The sequence below is a fragment of the Brevibacillus sp. NRS-1366 genome, from assembly GCF_050467985.1.
In genome coordinates, this window is the sequence record NZ_JBITPN010000029.1 from 1 (window position 1) to 12,649 (window position 12,649).

Here is a 12,649-nt window from a genome sequence, read left to right on the forward strand (position 1 = left end):
AACTAGCTAAGAATCCCAGTCACTTTAGTGACCTTGCCCCTTTAGGGGTGGGATTGTCAAATCTTTGTAATCTGATTGTAATCATCGGTTTTGACTACCCAGATGCTTGTTTGGGCGATATGATGGTGAAAACGAATTTTTTTCACACAAAAGGAGAAATGATCATGCCACATCTCATCGTTCGAGGGATTCAAGCAGAGCAAATGGCAACCATCAGCGAACCGCTCGCCACAGAGCTGGCCGTTCTTTGCCAATGCGGCACAGATAATTTTACAATCGAATGCCTGCACACTACAGGCGTTTTTGCAGGTAAGGTTGTGGAATCTTTTCCTTTCATTGAAGTGGCTTGGTTCGAAAGGGGACAAGAGACTCGTGATCAATTCGCCCAAATCGTGACCAAGCACGTCCTCTCCCTGGGCATTCCCGAGGTTGAAATGGCATTTGTCGCCTATCAAAAAGAAAGCTATTATGCCAACGGAGAACATTTCTAAATTTGAGCCGACAGGCGCTGTCGATTTCCCGGGAAAGAATAAAATGGATTCGACAAGAGAGCAGATAAAAATGATGATACATTCCAGTCTGCCGATCTTTTTACATGGAATAAGGGGCGTTCCTTCCATCGTACGAGCTTTTTGTACGAGATTGATGGAACGGCCCTTTTTCTTTTGGCAGATGAAAAAGGTGTCACATATGGTGAGCATTGGTTGTTATTCATAGTGAGAGGAGGGCAATTCGTGGAAAAAACAGAGATAGAGAGTCTGCTAAAAGAGATAAAAGCAGGTTCTCTGGAGCAATACGAAATCATTATCGACCACTATCAGCAACCGATCTTTACATACTGCTACCACATGCTCGGTCATCGCCAGGATGCAGAAGACGCTGTTCAAGAAGTGCTGTTTCGCGCTTACGAGCATCTTGAACAGTACACATACTCGTTGTCGTTTGCCGCGTGGCTTTATCGAATCGCCTACAATCATTGTGCCAATGTGTTGAAGCGCAGGAAACTGAGCCGTCTGCTGCCCTTTTTATACAGCCGGGATCAGGATGGACGCAACTACGTGGAGGATCAGATTGATCGTGATTACTTTGGGGAGCCTCTGGAACACATATGGAGACGATTGTCCGCCGAGGAGCGAACGCTCATGATCTTGCGGGTGCTGGAGGAAAAAGAGTACGAGGAAATCGCGATTCTCCTGGACAAAAAACCTGCGGCCTTGCGCAAGCAGTTCGAGCGTCTCCTGAAAAAGTGTCAACGTTATTTTCCAACGGCGAAAGGGGTGGCAGATAATGGACAAAAATCCTTTTAACCGCATGCGAGAGATGCTTTTATCAAAGCCAGTCCCTAAAGTCGATGTGAAAGATAAAGTCATGGCAGCAGTCTATGCCAAGAAAAAACAGGAGGAAAAAGTCGTGAAAAAGAAAATCGGGTTGTTACTCACAGTAGGATTGCTGGCAGGAGCTTCGTCCGTCTGGGCGGGCATGGAAATGATTCAGTTGAAAAACGAGAAAGGCGAAGTGGTGTTAGAGATTGAACAGATGAGCGAGGTACAACAGCAGCAGTTAAAGCAGCAGCTAACGCCCGCACAAAAGGATAGCATCAATAATAGAAGTGATGAGCTAATGAGACAGCTAGATATTGGGGAGCAAATCGTTGATGGATTAAACCCTGGCGATGCGATTGCCATCTATTGGCCGCTGACAGAGTTTCAGTTGCAAGCGAACCCATACAGTAAGCCTTTCATTGATGTACGAGCCAAGCCTTTTACCTATACAACCTGGAAGGACATGGAGCAAAAGGTAGGCCATCTGTTCAAGATCCCCGTAGAGATAGGGACTGAATTCAAGTTTGCAGAGGGAAAAGCGAGCTACCTGCCCAGTGACAAATACGATCAGGAAGCAATGAAGGCGGAATTAGAAAACACGAAAAAAGATTACGTGGTAAAACCGATTCCGTTATCGGATAAGTTCCGGGATGCTGAGATTGAATACAAGGGACAAAAAGGGAGTAGTTTTTTAGATGTTTCCATCCTGGATGACGAGAAGAAAAGGGTAGGTGCAATAGATTCGGTCTTTGAGAAGGTCATGATTGGCAACAATGAAGGCGTCTATTTCCACCCGTCATCAAATCATGGAGAATCCTTTCACTCTTTGCAATGGGTGAAAAATGGCACAAAGGTAAGCTATAACCTGAGAGCAAAGATGAGTGTAAGCACGAAAGAAGAATTGATCAAGATGGCTGAACAAATCAATCAGGCGAAATAAAAGAGTAACAAAAAAAGGACCAGCGAAAGTTTGGTCCTTTTTTCTTTCTCTGAAAGAAACGATATCTATAAAAGCATCGCGCCAATCTCATTTAATGTAAGCTGTGCGGAAACAATTTTATTTGGATAGTTTGATGATGGTGATTCACCCAAATGATATTCGTGCAGGGCATCTGTATCTTTCAGCATGTTTCCCGTCAAGATGCACACCGCTGTCTCGTCCTTGTCGATCACTTGCTGCAGAGTCAACTTGCGCAATCCTGCGACTGTAGCAGCAGAAGCTGGCTCACAGCCGATTCCGCTCTTATCCACCCACGCTTTGGCGTCGAGAATCTCTTGGTCGGTTACGAAGCAGGTAACACCGTTCGTTTCCTCCAAAGTGCGGAGCGCTTTTTTCCAGCTCGGTGGATTGCCGATGTTGAGAGCGGAGGCACGCGTATAAGGTGCCGGTTCTGGAACCAGCTCTGTGCGCCCCTCGGCCACCATACGATGGAATGGACTGGCTCCTTCGGCTTGCACCAAGGCCACGCGAGGGAGCTTGCTTATAAAGCCGAGGTTTTTCAGGTCCTGCAAGCCTTTCCCCAAAGCGGTTACGTTGCTGAGAGCACCGCCCGGAATCACGACCCAGTCCGGCAGATTCCAGTCCAGAGATTGGGCAATTTCATACACGATACTTTTTTGTCCCTCGATGCGGAATGGATTAATCGAGTTGCAGATATAAAGACCAAGCTCCTTACTATGGCGTTCGTAAAAACGGATGCCATCATCGTAGGTCCCGTCAAAGCTGATGACGTTTGCCCCATATGCCAAAGTTTGGAGCACTTTATTTAAAGAGATATTTTTATTCGGAACAAAAACATAGGACTCCCCCTGTGCCATAGCGGCGTACATGGCAAGCGAGGAGGAAGTATTCCCGGTAGATGTGCAGGTGAAGCGTTGATAGCCCAAGGAACGACCGTGTGATACCGCCACTGTCATTCCGTTGTCCTTGAACGAGCCACTCGGGTTTTCGCTTTGCGCCTTGAGCCAGACCTTGTTCTTTGCGCCTGTATACGACTTGATCAGTTCAGAAGCATAAAGACCTGTGTTTCCCTCGTATTTGGTGGTGATGTACTCGTCTGCCAGCTCAGGGAAAATGAGTTCCTTGTAACGCCATACACCGCTGGCATAAGGCGTCATACGCTCTGAAAGACGCTCATGAAAGACACGCTTTAAATACTCAGCGTCTACATTCGCAGTATCGTGAACGATGTCAAACAAGCCGCCGCACTTACATTGATAGTCAAACAAGTCAGACGATACTTCCAGGTTGCAATCTACACAAACGAGTTTCATTGCTATGAGATCCACCCTTAAAAGAGCATGGGAGAATCTCTCCACCTCTTTTCTCTATAGTTGTCCGCCGCCGGGCAGCCGACTTATGCCCTTTATAGTAATCGGCGAAGAAGGGCATGTAAATCAAAGTTTTGGTAAATGCAAAAAATTTAAAAAACAAACCTTTGAACATAACAAGAACCCCGGCAGCTCTGACTTCTGCCGGGGTTCTATTAATAGAGGTGACAGGCAACAAAATGCCCGTCTGAGGATGGTTTAAGCTCTGGCCTTTCCGTTTTGCAAATGTCCATACAAGCGTGACAGCGCGTGTGAAATGCACAGCCTGCTGGAGGGTTCGCTGGACTGGGGACATCGCCTGACAGGGTGATACGTTCCCTGGTCTCCTTTGGATTTGGGTGCGGGACAGCAGATAACAAAGCTTGCGTATACGGATGTTTGGGATTTGCATAAAGCTTATGTTTTGGTGCCAGCTCTACCATACGTCCCAGGTACATAACGCCAACTCTGTCACTGATGTGACGAACGACGGACAGGTCGTGGGAAATGAACATATAGGTCAATCCAAATTGTTCTTGTAAATCTTTCATCAGATTAAGGATTTGTGACTGAATGGATACATCTAATGCGGATACTGGCTCATCAGCCACAATAAGCTTGGGTCTGGTAATCAAAGCCCGTGCGATTCCGACGCGTTGCCGCTGCCCGCCTGAGAACTCGTGCGGATAGCGATCGTAGTGATACTCGGTTAGACCAACAATCGTTAAAAGCTCCTTCACTCGTTCCCTGCGTTCAACCGCAGATCCAAGACCATGAATTTTTAAGGGCTCCTCTAGAATCGTACCGACTGTCATCCGTGGATTTAGCGAGGCGTATGGGTCCTGGAAAACAATTTGCAAATCTCTGCGTATCTTCTGCAGGTCATGGCCTTTGAGCTCTGACAGGTTTTTGCCTTGAAAAATCACTTGCCCGTTCGTTGGTTCAATTAATCGGATGATGGAACGTCCAGTTGTGGACTTGCCACACCCAGATTCTCCGACGATCCCTAATGTCTCACCTTCATATACGTCAAAGGAGACATCATCAACCGCCTTTACAAAACTTTGTGTTTTATGAAAAACTCCGGTTTGAATGGGAAAGTATTTCTTCAGATTTTTTACTTCCAGCAGCTTGTTCATGAGACGGCAACCTCCTTGACGCTAGAATCCTCATGTAGCCAGCAGCGGCTTAACTGTCCGTTCTCCAGTTCAAAAAGAGGGGGGGACTCAGCTAGGCACTTGGCCTCCACATGTTCGCAACGGGAAGCAAACCGGCAGCCTTGTTTCACAGAGCCCGGTAGAGGAACATTTCCGGGAATCGAATCCAGACGTGCCTGGTCTACATCGACCTTTGGAATTGACCTCATCAAACCTTGTGTATATGGATGAGACGGATTATCAAATAAGGTTACTACATCAGCCTGCTCTACCACTTGTCCGGCATACATAACCACGACACGGTCGCACATTTCGGCAACGACCCCCAGATCATGAGTAATGAGCATGATGGATGTGCCTTGTTTACTCCTCAATTCGCGCATCAGATCAAGAATTTGCGCCTGAATCGTTACGTCCAAGGCCGTAGTAGGTTCGTCAGCTATTAACAAATCAGGATCACAGGACATGGCCATTGCGATCATGACACGCTGCCTCATTCCCCCCGATAACTGGTGAGGATAGTCGTCAATAATGGTTTCGGCACGAGGAATATGCACCTTTTTGAGCATTTCGATCGCATGCTCGCGCGCTTCCTTTTTTGTATATCCACGATGCAGCATGACTGCCTCACATAGCTGGATGCCAATCGGATAGACAGGATTGAGAGAGGTCATTGGCTCCTGGAAAATCATCGCAATCTCATTGCCCCTGATGTTTCGCATCTCATCGTTTGACAGTTTTAATAGATTTTTACCGTTGTAAAGGATCTCCCCTTCTGTAATTCTAGCCCCTGTTTTGGGAAGAAGACGCATCACGGATAAAGATGTCACGCTTTTACCGCAGCCCGACTCTCCTACAACGCCAAGGGTTTCCCTTTTTTTAATAATCATATCGACACCGTCAACAGCGGGAATGATGCGCCCGTCACTCATAAATTGGGTTTTTAGTCCTTTAATTTCCAACAAGTTCGCCATTTATTTCTCACCTCATAAAAGAGTGAATTTATATAAACTTCTCATAAAACTAAATGTTTGGTCAAGATGCAATTTTCTGTTGATTTAGAAAAATGAACATCGTATAGTAATACAAAACGAAAGCAAATACACGAAAATGCTTTCTAAATGAATCGTATTGGGGGAAGCTCAACAATGAGAAAGGTCTTGCATTTTGGATTGACTGCAATTCTTGCAGGGGCCCTCTTGCTTGCGGGATGTTCAAGTAATGAAAAACCAACGGAAAGCACAAGTTCAACTGATGCAAGCGCAGGCGGTATTCTGAACATCGCGCTGCATGCGGATCCTCCCAAGCTGGATCCAGCGTACTCGAGTACTTTTGTAGATCGAATGGTGTTGCAAAGCATTTTTGATAAGCTAGTCGATTTGGATGAAAACGGGAAAATTGTGCCGATGCTCGCCGAGAGCTGGGAGATATCCAGTGACAACAAGACCTATACATTCAAGCTGCGTCAAGGTGTTAAGTTCCATGACGGATCAGATTTTAACGCAGAAGCAGTTACCTATAATTTTGAACGGAATATGGATAAGGATTCTGTCAGAAGAAATGAGCTGAAATCAGTAGATAAAGTAACTGCTGTTGATCCTTATACAGTGAAAGTCCATTTGAAACAGCCTTATGCTCCCTTCTTGGCTGTTTTGACTGACCGTACGGGAATGATGGTGTCTCCTGAGGCAGCCAAAAAAGCTGGGAAAGACTTTATGAACAATCCGGTAGGAACCGGTCCATTTATCTATAAGGAGCGGGTCAAAGGCTCCACTGTCACCTTGGAGAAAAATGAGAACTATTGGCGAGAGAGTCTTCCGAAGCTCCAAAAAGTAGTATTTAAAATCATGAGCGACTCAAATGTGGCCTTGATGAACTTGAAAAGCGGACAAGTAGACATGACAAGCAAGCTTCCTTTTAAAGAGATCGAGAACGTAAAAAGCGAACCGAATCTTCAAGTGATTAATGAAGTATCCCAAGGTTATTACGGTGTTTATCTGAACACAACAAAGCCTCCCTTTGACAAGAAGGAGCTGCGTCAAGCTTTTGATTTGTTGATAGACCGCGATGCCATTGTCAATGTAGTTCTGAACAACGCGGGATCTGCTGCTCATTCTCCGTTTGCGCCATCGCATTTTGCCTATGGCGATAGTGACAAGGCCGAAAAGCCGGATGTGGCAAAAGCGAAGGATCTGTTACGGAAAGCAGGCGTTGAAAACGGCTTTTCCTTCACTCTGAAGCTCGAGCCTCTACCATCTTCCCAACAAATGGGGCAGATGATTCAGAACATGCTAAAGCCCGCTGGAATTGACGTAAAGCTTGAGAAAGTGGAGCTTGGAACCCTGCTAGAACAATTAACAACCGGAAATATGGAGGCGACCATACTGAACTGGAGCGGGCGCCCCGATCCCGACCAAAATATTTATGATTTCTTGGTAACAGATGGCCCGCAGAACTATTCGCACTTCTCGAATCAGGAAGTGGATCAACGATTGAATGCTGCCCGCATGGAAATGGATGAGGGAAAAAGAAAGGCGATTTATGACGAGGTGATGAAGATCCTGCATGAAGAAGTGCCGCAAATCTATCTCTATCATGAACATATCGTATCGGGTATGTCCAAGTCGGTCCAAGGGTACAAATACGTACCGGACGGTTTAATTCGAACGGCTGAACTGAGCAAGTAATTAAGGAGGTTAACGATGGCACTAATAATCAGGCGGCTTTTATTGGCAGTCCCTGTTGTTCTTCTGGTTACCATTATGGTGTTTTCATTGATGCACATGCTGCCTGGCGACCCCGCGACTGTGATTCTCGGCCAGGAGGCGACTCCGGAAGCGGTAGAAGCCCTCCGTGAAGAACTTGGTCTCAACAAACCAATCGTCATTCAATACGTAGAGTGGCTTGGTGGAGTTCTCCAGGGAGACTTGGGCCGCTCCCTTGTTGACCACAGTCCTGTTTCGGATTTGATCATACAGCGATTGCCTACGACCATCGAGTTGACGATCGGTACGTTTATCGTAGCTATAGTGATTGCCATCCCCGCGGGAATTTTGTCGGCGACGCGCCCAGGAAGCTGGGTCGATTATTCCAGCACCATGTTTGCGCTGGGAGGCATGTCCATTCCGCATTTCTGGCTTGGAATGATGTTCATTGTCTTGTTCGCCGTAAATCTAGGCTGGTTACCAGCGTCAGGGTATGTTCCTTTCGCTGAAGATCCAATGGCCAATCTGGCAGCGATGATCATGCCGATGGTCGCAACCGGATTGCGCGAAGCAGCGGTTCTCATGCGAATGATGCGAAGCAGTCTGCTCGAAGTGATGCATGCGGACTACATACGCACTGCCTATTCCAAAGGTCTGAAAGAATGGGTGGTCATCATTCGTCATGCTCTAAAAAATGCAATGGTGCCCGTTGTAACCACAAGCGGTTTAATTATTGCAGGTCTTTTAGGGGGGCTTGTCATCACGGAGTCTATTTTCTCTATTCCGGGGTTTGGAAAATTAATTGTGGAATCCATCTACAACCGCGATTTTGTTACGGTGCAGGGAGCGATTCTTGTATCGGCCCTTCTGGTTGTCATTATCAATTTGGTGGTCGATATTTTATACGTAATCATTGATCCACGTATCAAGGTTGGGAAGGGGGCATAGTAAATGAGTCAGACTGTGAATCCAACTCAAAATCTGGAATTGTCACAAACGATTCAAACGAGCAAAAGAGAGAGCAAATGGAGTGTTTTCAGCCGACGTTTTGCACGAAACAAGCTTGCTGTTTTGGGGGCAATCATATTCAGCATATTAGTGCTGACAGCTATTTTGGCACCGTTGATTGCAACGCACGATCCCATCTATGACCAGGATTACTCTGCCGTTCTTCAGAAACCTGGCAATGGCCATTTACTCGGTACGGACGATCTCGGACGTGACACTTTTTCAAGGCTTGTTTACGGTGCGCGGCTATCTATTCAAGCGGCCGTGATTTCAGTAGGTATTGCGGTCGTTTTGGGAATACCGATTGGACTTATCACCGGATACTTTAGAGGGGTCTGGGATGAATGGGTAGTCATGCGTATTGTTGACGCCATGCAGGCATTCCCGTCTTTAATACTGGCGCTAGCCATGGCTGCTGCGCTTGGGGGCGGTTTTTACAATGCAATGGTTGCTATCGGTATAGGCTTTTTGCCCTCGTTTATCCGTATCACCCGTGCGCAAGTAATGACTGTTGCCAATCTTGAATACGTGCAAGCGGCGAAAGCCATTGGCGCAAACCATTGGCGTGTGATGTTCCTGCATGTATTGCCAAACTGCATGGCACCTATCCTTGTGCAGATTACGTTGGCGATGGCTTCAGCCATTATTGCGGAAGCGGGGCTCTCTTATTTGGGGCTAGGGGCAAAGCCGGAAGAACCGAGTTGGGGTTCCATGCTCAATATCGCACAGGGCTACCTCAATATTGAACCTATGCTGGCATTTTGGCCGGGGATGGCTATTTTCATTGTCGTTCTTGGTTTTAACCTTCTGGGTGACGGAATCCGGGAAGTTCTGGATCCGAAGCTAAAGCGATAAAAAAGGGGAGGGAAAAAAGTGGTATACGACTATTCCGAATCAAAAGAAATCCCGCCTATGGAGCTAGATGACATTGACAGACAAATTTTAGAGGCGCTGCATGAGAACGGCCGGATCTCCTATACGGATTTAGGAAAAAAAATTGGACTTTCCCGTGTAGCCGTGCAATCACGTATCAACGCTTTAGCCGAAGCGGGCGTGATCGAGCGATTTACTGTGGTGATTAATCCTGTGAAAGTTGGAATTCAAGTTTCTGCATTTTTTAACGTAGATATCGAGCCTCCATACCTCGATGAAGTGGCGCAAAAATTAGCTAAAGAGCCTGCCGTCACAAGCCTTTATCATATGACGGGGCCAAGTACGCTTCATATGCACGGGATATTTGCAAACAACCAGGAAATGGAGAAATTTCTGCTTGAAACGCTGTACACAATGCCCGGGATTGTTCGGGTGGAGACACAGATGCTGCTGAAACGATACAAGAGCAGAATGGGAATGAAATTGTAAGGGAGTGAGCTCTATGGCTAAGGGGATTGGCGTATACAAAGAACTCGTATTCGCCATGGGGCGTACAGGAGTCTTGGGTTATGGCGGTGGTCCCTCTGTCATCCCCCTCATCCGTTATGAAGCGGTTACCAGATACCGTTGGCTGGAAGATGACGAATTTGGAGAGATTCTGGCTCTGGCTAACGCTCTTCCTGGTCCGATTGCCCCGAAGATGGCCGCGTATTTGGGATACAAGCTAAAAGGAAGTCTCGGTGGCGTTGTAGCAGTTCTTGCTCACGTTTTGCCGACAAGTGTCGCCATGATAGGGTTATTAGGCACTTTGTATGCCCTCAGTCACTCGAAAGTGGTTGCCGGAATGATTGCAGCAGTGCGACCGGTCATTTTCGTCATGCTCGCCTTGATGGCTTATGAATTCGCATCGAAAGCGTGGCAAGGTCTTGGAAAAGGAGTTGCTATTGGCTGCTTCCTGATCACCTTTCTGCTACTTCATGTGCTCGACATACATCCTGGGATCGTTGTAGCCATCTTCTTGGTTTACGGGGCCTTTCATTTAAAGTGGATGAGTCGTCTAAAACGTAAGCGGGAGCAGGAGCAAGGGAAAGGAATATCATTATGACTTGGTGGGAACTGTTTTGGGGATTCTTTGTAGCGAATGTATTGGGATATGGTGGAGGCCCCGCTTCCATTCCTTTGCTGCAAGAAGAGGTGGTTAATCATTACGAATGGATGACGAATGAACAGTTTGCCGATGTTCTGGCAGTGGGAAATGCCTTACCTGGTCCGATCGCCACGAAAATCGCTGCTTTCGTCGGTTACCAAGAGGCCGGATGGATAGGAGTGGTGATTACTTCAATAGCAACGATAGCTCCTTCAGCGGTCGCTTTGATCCTGCTGTTGCGAATTTTGAATAAATATCGGCATTCCTCTGTGGTGAAAGGAATGACGCTGTTAGTTCAACCGGTGATCGCCATCATGATGGTCTTGCTTACTTGGGAAATGGGGGAAGTTTCAGTAGAGACGATTGGAATTTGGCAATCTCTGGGGATTGCGGCGGTCGCACTTTGGGCGATGACAAAGGGGCGCATCCATCCGGCATTGGTGATTGTTGCTGCTTTCGTATACGGAAGCCTGGTTTTGTCTCAAACGATAGTAGTCTAAGAGGAGAGATATCATTTGAAATACGATGCATTGTCCTATCCGTATTCATCCAGTCGCTCAGTTGTTTATGCAAAGAATGGCATGGTTGCCACTTCCCAACCACTTGCGGCTCAAGCAGGGCTTGAGATTTTAAGAAAAGGTGGAAATGCCATCGATGCTGCTATTGCTACAGCGGCTGCCTTGACTGTCGTAGAGCCGACCTCAAATGGCATTGGTGGAGACGCATTTGCGCTGGTTTGGACAAAGGGAAAGCTGCATGGCTTGAATGCAAGCGGCCAGGCTCCACAAAGCATTTCCGTGGAGGCTTTAAAAAAGGCTGGGATCGAGGAAATTCCTAAATACGGATTTATTCCGGTAACGGTCCCAGGTGCACCTGCAGCTTGGGTGGAATTATCGGAAAAGTTCGGCAAGCTTCCTCTGACAGAAGTGTTGCGCTCAGCGATTGATTATGCGGAAAACGGGTATCCGATAACACCAACACTCGGTAAAAACTGGCTAAAGTCGCATAAACTGTACACGCAAAATTTGAAGGGGGACGAATTTAAGGGGTGGTTTGACACCTTCGCTCCGGAAGGAAAAGCGCCCGAGATTGGCCAGCTCTGGCGCTCACCCGATCATGCCAGGACGCTGCAGTCCATCGCGGAAACAAAAGCAGAATCATTCTACCGCGGAGAACTTGCTGAAAAGATTGATCAATTCTCTCGTCAATATGGTGGTTATCTACGAGGGGAGGATCTTGCGGCTTTTAAACCAGAGTGGGTGAATCCAATCAGCGTGAACTACCGCGGATATGATGTATGGGAGATTCCCCCGAACGGACATGGCATAGTGGCCTTGATGGCACTGAACATTTTAAAGGGGTATGAATTTTCGGAACGCGATACAGTGGACACTTATCACAAGCAGATTGAGGCGATGAAACTGGCATTCGTAGATGGGCAAAAATACATAGCCGATCCGTGCAAGATGTCTGTAAGAGTGGAAGATTTGCTCTCAGATGCGTATGCAGAAGAACGCCGACGTCAAATTGGAAAAGAAGCGTTGCAGCCCGAACCAGGCCACCCCCCTAAAGGAGGAACGGTCTATTTATGCACAGCGGATGGTGAAGGCAATATGGTGTCGTTTATCCAAAGCAACTACATGGGCTTTGGTTCAGGATTGGTTGTACCGGGTACAGGAATCGCGCTGCATAACAGGGGCCATAATTTTCGATTGGAACCGGGACACGACAATTGCCTGGATGCCGGAAAGAAACCGTACCACACCATTATCCCTGGCTTTATGACGAAAGATAATAAACCGGTAGGCCCATTTGGTGTGATGGGAGGCTTCATGCAGCCACAGGGACATGTTCAGGTCGTGATGAATACCGTTGACTTCCACCTGAACCCGCAAGCATCCTTGGATGCCCCAAGATGGCAGTGGATAGAAGGAAAAACGGTACTCATGGAGCATTCTACGCCGCGGCATATCGTAGAATCACTCGCCCGCAGAGGCCATGATGTGAAATGGGAACTAGAAGCCAGCGAATTTGGCCGTGGACAAATCATTTGGACTGATGAGAATGGAGTCCTTTCGGGAGGAACAGAACCCCGTACGGACGGCCAAATAGCTGCGTGGTAATTTC

At 47.2% G+C, this 12,649-nt stretch carries 13 protein-coding genes; 10 read left to right on the forward strand and 3 right to left on the reverse strand.

The window, feature by feature from the left end; genetic code table 11:
* Positions 1 to 164: 164 nt before the first annotated feature.
* From ACIFQN_RS23765 to ACIFQN_RS23775, 3 genes are all read left to right on the forward strand, one after another.
* Positions 165 to 491, forward strand: coding sequence for a DUF1904 family protein (locus ACIFQN_RS23765; RefSeq protein ID WP_429835623.1), 327 nt, complete (start codon positions 165 to 167; stop codon positions 489 to 491).
* 243 nt (positions 492 to 734) lie between these two features.
* The gene (locus tag ACIFQN_RS23770; RefSeq protein WP_429835514.1) at positions 735 to 1,307 is read left to right on the forward strand and encodes an RNA polymerase sigma factor; all 573 of its coding nucleotides are present in this window, start codon (positions 735 to 737) and stop codon (positions 1,305 to 1,307) included.
* Positions 1,288 to 2,262, forward strand: a complete 975-nt coding sequence (locus ACIFQN_RS23775) for a DUF4367 domain-containing protein (RefSeq protein WP_429835515.1) — start codon at positions 1,288 to 1,290, stop codon at positions 2,260 to 2,262. The genes ACIFQN_RS23770 and ACIFQN_RS23775 overlap by 20 nt, the downstream gene beginning before the upstream one ends.
* 65 nt (positions 2,263 to 2,327) lie before the next feature.
* Here the strand turns inward: ACIFQN_RS23775 and thrC are convergent, their stop codons facing one another.
* From thrC to ACIFQN_RS23790, 3 genes are all read right to left on the reverse strand, one after another.
* Positions 2,328 to 3,596 carry a threonine synthase gene (thrC, locus tag ACIFQN_RS23780; protein WP_429835516.1) on the reverse strand — a complete coding sequence of 423 codons (1,269 nt, stop codon included), beginning with the start codon at positions 3,594 to 3,596 and terminating at the stop codon, positions 2,328 to 2,330.
* A gap of 212 nt (positions 3,597 to 3,808) precedes the next feature.
* Positions 3,809 to 4,771, reverse strand: a complete 963-nt coding sequence (locus ACIFQN_RS23785; RefSeq protein WP_429835517.1) for an ABC transporter ATP-binding protein — start codon at positions 4,769 to 4,771, stop codon at positions 3,809 to 3,811.
* Complete coding sequence (locus ACIFQN_RS23790) at positions 4,768 to 5,763, reverse strand: ABC transporter ATP-binding protein (RefSeq protein WP_429835518.1); 996 nt, start codon at positions 5,761 to 5,763, stop codon at positions 4,768 to 4,770. The genes ACIFQN_RS23785 and ACIFQN_RS23790 overlap by 4 nt, the downstream gene beginning before the upstream one ends.
* 174 nt (positions 5,764 to 5,937) lie before the next feature.
* On the opposite strand from ACIFQN_RS23790, the gene ACIFQN_RS23795 reads away from it, so the two are divergent.
* The 7 genes from ACIFQN_RS23795 (at position 5,938) to ACIFQN_RS23825 (ending at position 12,645) form a co-directional block, all read left to right on the forward strand.
* Positions 5,938 to 7,476, forward strand: a complete 1,539-nt coding sequence (locus ACIFQN_RS23795; RefSeq protein ID WP_429835519.1) for an ABC transporter substrate-binding protein — start codon at positions 5,938 to 5,940, stop codon at positions 7,474 to 7,476.
* Positions 7,477 to 7,491: 15 nt separating this feature from the next.
* A complete protein-coding gene (locus tag ACIFQN_RS23800; protein ID WP_429835520.1) occupies positions 7,492 to 8,442 on the forward strand; it encodes an ABC transporter permease in 951 nt (316 codons plus the stop codon).
* 3 nt (positions 8,443 to 8,445) lie between these two features.
* Complete coding sequence (locus ACIFQN_RS23805) at positions 8,446 to 9,357, forward strand: ABC transporter permease (protein ID WP_429835521.1); 912 nt, start codon at positions 8,446 to 8,448, stop codon at positions 9,355 to 9,357.
* A gap of 57 nt (positions 9,358 to 9,414) precedes the next feature.
* Positions 9,415 to 9,864: an Lrp/AsnC family transcriptional regulator gene (locus ACIFQN_RS23810; protein WP_429835624.1), complete on the forward strand. Its 450-nt coding sequence runs from the start codon at positions 9,415 to 9,417 to the stop codon at positions 9,862 to 9,864.
* A gap of 13 nt (positions 9,865 to 9,877) precedes the next feature.
* Positions 9,878 to 10,480 carry a chromate transporter gene (locus tag ACIFQN_RS23815; RefSeq protein WP_429835522.1) on the forward strand — a complete coding sequence of 201 codons (603 nt, stop codon included), beginning with the start codon at positions 9,878 to 9,880 and terminating at the stop codon, positions 10,478 to 10,480.
* The gene (locus tag ACIFQN_RS23820; protein WP_429835523.1) at positions 10,477 to 11,022 is read left to right on the forward strand and encodes a chromate transporter; all 546 of its coding nucleotides are present in this window, start codon (positions 10,477 to 10,479) and stop codon (positions 11,020 to 11,022) included. Before ACIFQN_RS23815 ends, ACIFQN_RS23820 begins: the two co-directional genes overlap by 4 nt.
* Before the next feature lie 81 nt (positions 11,023 to 11,103).
* Positions 11,104 to 12,645, forward strand: coding sequence for a gamma-glutamyltransferase family protein (locus ACIFQN_RS23825; protein WP_429835625.1), 1,542 nt, complete (start codon positions 11,104 to 11,106; stop codon positions 12,643 to 12,645).
* Positions 12,646 to 12,649 lie beyond the last annotated feature (4 nt).

Coding starts and splice junctions, on each gene's coding strand:
- ACIFQN_RS23765 (WP_429835623.1), top strand. CDS start 165: ATGCCACATCTCATCGTTCGAGGGATTCAAGCAGAGCAAATGGCAACC.
- ACIFQN_RS23825 (WP_429835625.1), top strand. CDS start 11,104: ATGGTTGCCACTTCCCAACCACTTGCGGCTCAAGCAGGGCTTGAGATT.
- ACIFQN_RS23815 (WP_429835522.1), top strand. CDS start 9,878: ATGGCTAAGGGGATTGGCGTATACAAAGAACTCGTATTCGCCATGGGG.
- ACIFQN_RS23810 (WP_429835624.1), top strand. CDS start 9,415: ATGGAGCTAGATGACATTGACAGACAAATTTTAGAGGCGCTGCATGAG.
- ACIFQN_RS23795 (WP_429835519.1), top strand. CDS start 5,938: ATGAGAAAGGTCTTGCATTTTGGATTGACTGCAATTCTTGCAGGGGCC.
- ACIFQN_RS23790 (WP_429835518.1), bottom strand. CDS start 5,763: ATGGCGAACTTGTTGGAAATTAAAGGACTAAAAACCCAATTTATGAGT.
- ACIFQN_RS23820 (WP_429835523.1), top strand. CDS start 10,477: ATGACTTGGTGGGAACTGTTTTGGGGATTCTTTGTAGCGAATGTATTG.
- ACIFQN_RS23800 (WP_429835520.1), top strand. CDS start 7,492: ATGGCACTAATAATCAGGCGGCTTTTATTGGCAGTCCCTGTTGTTCTT.
- thrC (WP_429835516.1), bottom strand. CDS start 3,596: ATGAAACTCGTTTGTGTAGATTGCAACCTGGAAGTATCGTCTGACTTG.
- ACIFQN_RS23805 (WP_429835521.1), top strand. CDS start 8,446: ATGAGTCAGACTGTGAATCCAACTCAAAATCTGGAATTGTCACAAACG.
- ACIFQN_RS23775 (WP_429835515.1), top strand. CDS start 1,288: ATGGACAAAAATCCTTTTAACCGCATGCGAGAGATGCTTTTATCAAAG.
- ACIFQN_RS23785 (WP_429835517.1), bottom strand. CDS start 4,771: ATGAACAAGCTGCTGGAAGTAAAAAATCTGAAGAAATACTTTCCCATT.